We start from the raw sequence: 3,952 nt of genomic DNA on the forward strand, positions 1-3,952 counted from the left end.
CGAGGAACAGCTTGGCCGCGGCGCGCGACACGCTGCGCTCGCGCACCAGCACCAGGAAGCTGACCAGCAGGTTCAGGTCCACGCCCCTGAAATCGCGCTCGATGATGTGGCTCATGATTCCAATCGATTTGCCTGATGCGTCGGTGCCGGGAATTATGACGACCAGGCCAGCACCTTTGCGGGCACTTCAGGAGCGAAACATCATGGGCAAGAAAAAAGTGTTGATCGTCGGGGCCAACGGCACCGTGGGCCAGGCCGTGGCGCAGGCGGGCGAGGGTCTCTGGGAACTGGTCACGGCCGGCCGCAGCAGCGGAGCGCATCGCGTGGACCTGACGCAGGGCCGCAGCATCCATGCGCTGTTCGAAGCGGTGGGGCGGGTCGACGCGATCATCGCCACCGCGGGCAAGGTGCACTTCGGCCCGTTGGCCGAAATGAGCGCCGAGCAGTTCAGCATCGGCCTGCAGGACAAGCTGCTGGGCCAGGTCAACCTGGCGCTGATCGGCCAGCACCATCTGAACGACGGCGGCTCCATCACCTTGACCAGCGGCATCCTGTCGGAAGCGCCGATCCGCCTGGGCGCCAACGCCACCACAGTCAATACTGCTGTCGAAGGCTTTGTGCGCGCGGCAGCCTGCGAGCTGCAGCGCGGCCTGCGCGTCAACGTGGTCAGCCCCACGGTGCTGACCGAATCGCTGGGCGCCTATGGGGCGTTTTTCCAGGGCTTCGAGCCGGTGTCCGCGGCGCGTGCGGCCCAGGCTTACCTGCGCAGCGTCGAGGGCGTGCAGACCGGGCAGGTGTTCAAGGTCTGGTAACTCAGCGCTTGCGCACGGCGGCCTCGATGGCCGCGCCGACCTCGGCGGTGCTGGCCTTGCCGCCCAGGTCGGGTGTGCGAGGGCCGTCGCGCAGCGTGGCCTCGATGGCACGCAGGATCGCGTCGTGTGCCTCTTGATGGCCGAGGAACTGCAGCATCATGGCGCCGGACCAGATCATGGCCACCGGGTTGGCAATGCCCTTGCCGAAGATGTCCGGCGCCGAGCCGTGCACCGGCTCGAACAGCGACGGGAACTTGCGCTCCGGGTTCAGGTTGCCCGAAGGCGCCAGGCCGATGGTGCCGGTGCAGGCCGGGCCCAGGTCCGAGAGGATGTCGCCGAACAGGTTGCTGGCCACCACCACATCGAAACGGTCCGGCTGCAGCACGAAGCGGGCGCAGAGGATGTCGATGTGCTGCTTGTCCATGGCCAGCTCGGGGTAGCCGGCGTGCATCGCATCGGCCCTGCCATCCCACCACGGCATGCTGATGGCAATGCCATTGCTTTTGGTGGCCACGGTGATCTTCTTGCGCGGGCGCGATTGCGCCAGCTCGAAGGCGTACTTCATCACCCTGTCGGTGCCGTGGCGCGAGAAGACCGATTCCTGGATCACGATCTCGCGCTCGGTGCCCTCGTAGAGCTTGCCGCCGAGGTTGGTGTACTCGCCCTCGGTGTTCTCGCGTACCACGAAGAAGTCGATGTCGCCTGGCTTGCGGCCCGCGAGCGGGCAGGGCACGCCCTCGAACAGGCGCACCGGCCGCAGGTTGATGTACTGGTCGAACTCGCGGCGGAACTTCAACAGCGAGCCCCACAGCGAAATGTGGTCCGGCACCGTGGCCGGCCAGCCCACGGCGCCAAAGTACACCGCGTCCATGCCCTGCAACTGTTGCTTCCAGTCGTCCGGCATCATCTGGCCGGTCTTCAGGTAATGGTCGCAGCTGGCCCATTCGATGGGCGTGATGTCCAGCGCAATGCCGAAGCGTTCGGCCGCGGCGTGCAGCACGCGCAGGCCTTCGGGCATGACTTCCTGGCCGATGCCGTCACCGGGAATGGATGCGATCTTGAGCGGTTTCATGGCGGACTCCTGGTTGGGCGCTGGGTGTGCGTTGGCGCATGTCAGGGTTGGCATCCTAGGGGACCTGGGGCTTTCTACAATCGGAGCCCTTGTGAATCCGCCATGCACACATCGTGAACAATGATCCGCTCGCCGAAGACCTGCGCGTTTTCAACGCGGTGGTGCGCAAGGCCAGCTTCTCCGGCGCTGCCGAGGAGCTGGGCGTTTCGCCGTCCTACGTCACCAAGCGCATCCAGATCCTGGAGGCCACGCTGGGCACCCCGCTGTTCCACCGCACCACGCGCCGGGTGGTGGTGACCGAGGCCGGCGAGCGCATCTGCCACTGGTCGCAGAAGATCCTGGACGACCTGGATCATCTGGTCGAGGAGATTGGCGTGACGCGGCAGGCGCCTCGTGGCACCTTGCGCGTGTGCAGCAGCTTCGGTTTCGGCCGGCGGGTGGTGGCGCCTGCGCTGTCGGCCCTGGTCGAGCAGCATCCGGCGCTGAAGGTGCGCTTCGAGGTGTTCGACCGGCTGGTCGACGTGGCCAGCGAAGGCTTTGACCTGGACGTGCGCGTGGGTGACGAGATCGCCCCGCACCTCATTGCCAAGCGGCTGGCAGCCAACCATCGCGTGCTGTGCGCCTCGCCAGCCTACCTGGCGCGCTGCGGCACGCCGCGCACGCTGGACGAGCTGGCCACGCACGACTGCCTGATCATCAAGGAACGCGACCACCCGTTTGGCGTCTGGCGCCTGCGCCACGGCCGCAAGGAAAGCACCATCAAGGTTCGCGGCCCGCTCTCGTCCAACAACGGCGAGATGGTGGTGCAGTGGGCCGTGGACGGCCGCGGCATTGCGCTGCGCTCGCTGTGGGATGTCGGCCCGCTGATCACCGAAGGCAAGCTGGTGCAGGTCCTGCCGGACCACAGTCAGGCGGCCGATGTGTGGGCCGTCTACCCTTCGCGGCTGGACACCTCGGCCAAGGTGCGCGTGTGCGTGGAATTCCTCCAGGCGCACCTTGCCTGCCGGCTTCAGCCGCCCCCGTTGGCGCGCTGAAACAGCGCGGCCGTTCAACGCTCACCAGCCGCCGCGCATGTGGGCCACCACCGGACGTGGCAGCGAGGCCACCCAGTGCCTGTAGATGTGCCGGGCCGAGGCGTGCAACTGCGGCAGGCAGGTTTTCAGCTGGCGCAAGATCTCTTCGCGCGATTGCGCGGCAGGCCCGGCCGCGTGGGCCAGCTCCAGGGCCGACTCGTGGCACCACTCGCGCACGATGGCCTCGGTGACCTCGAAGTGGCACTGGAAGGCCAGGTGCTTGCCCATGCCGAAGGCCTTGTTCAGGCAGTGTCGGCCAAACAGCAGGCGCTGCGCACCGGCGGGAATCTCGAAGGTGTCGTAGTGCCAGTTGAAGGCGACGACCGGCTGCTCGCCAAACAGCCGGCGGCCGGCGGGCGTGACCTGCAGGTGGTTCCAGCCGATGTTGGCCCAGGCGTTGGTGCTGACGCGCGCGCCCATGGCCTTGGCGATCATCTGCCCGCCGAAGCAGTGGCCCAGCAGCGGAATGTCGGCGCGCAGCGCGGCCTGGGCCAGCGCGAGTTCGTCGTGGATCCAGGGCAGCGGCTCGTTGACGCTGCGATTGCTGCCCAGCATCACGATGCCGCTGAAGTCCCGCGGGTCGCGCGGCAGGCTGTCGCCTTGCTCGGGGCAGATCAGGCGGTGTTCGATGCCGACCTCTTCGAGGTAGTCCAGCAGGAAGCCGGGGCGTTGGGTCTTGTCGTGTTGCAGCAGGGCGACCGGTTTCATACAAGGGCGCGGCTTGGCGCGCAGTGGTGACGATGAAGCCACTCTAGACAGCGCGACCTCAGCCCGGCATCAAGAGACGGGCTCTCGTCATCAAGCCCGCATCAAACCCGCATCAAGCGCCCGCGTTTGATTTCGGCTTGATGCCGGCCGCCGCTTTCTTGATCCCGGCTTGAAGTGCTGCTTGCTGCAATGCCGGCATGAGCGTTCTCTCGCCCTGTGTTCCGTCCCTGCCGCGCAGTGCGCGCCAGGACTCGCCCGCTGCCGAGCCCTGGCTGGCCTGCGAGGAC

4 protein-coding genes are annotated in these 3,952 nt (G+C 67.1%); 2 read left to right on the forward strand and 2 right to left on the reverse strand.

Translation table 11 applies throughout. The annotated features are described in order from the left end of the window. Positions 1-203: 203 nt before the first annotated feature. Positions 204-812 (forward strand): short chain dehydrogenase, encoded by a 609-nt coding sequence (locus tag FKP22_RS23390; protein WP_141290075.1) that lies wholly within the window; start codon positions 204-206, stop codon positions 810-812. A 1-nt stretch (position 813) separates the two neighbouring features. On the opposite strand, the gene FKP22_RS23395 is transcribed toward FKP22_RS23390, so the two are convergent. Then, the gene (locus tag FKP22_RS23395) at positions 814-1,884 is read right to left on the reverse strand and encodes a tartrate dehydrogenase (RefSeq protein WP_141290076.1); all 1,071 of its coding nucleotides are present in this window, start codon (positions 1,882-1,884) and stop codon (positions 814-816) included. Between the two features lie 113 nt (positions 1,885-1,997). On the opposite strand from FKP22_RS23395, the gene FKP22_RS23400 reads away from it, so the two are divergent. Next, complete coding sequence (locus tag FKP22_RS23400; protein ID WP_141290077.1) at positions 1,998-2,918, forward strand: LysR substrate-binding domain-containing protein; 921 nt, start codon at positions 1,998-2,000, stop codon at positions 2,916-2,918. Positions 2,919-2,939: 21 nt separating this feature from the next. Here FKP22_RS23400 and FKP22_RS23405 read toward each other — a convergent pair whose 3' ends face one another. Beyond that, entirely contained in the window at positions 2,940-3,665 is a 726-nt protein-coding gene (locus FKP22_RS23405) for a type 1 glutamine amidotransferase (RefSeq protein ID WP_141290078.1), read from the reverse strand. Positions 3,666-3,952 lie beyond the last annotated feature (287 nt).

Source organism: Ideonella azotifigens (assembly GCF_006519715.1).
Taxonomy (GTDB): domain Bacteria; phylum Pseudomonadota; class Gammaproteobacteria; order Burkholderiales; family Burkholderiaceae_C; genus Ideonella; species Ideonella azotifigens.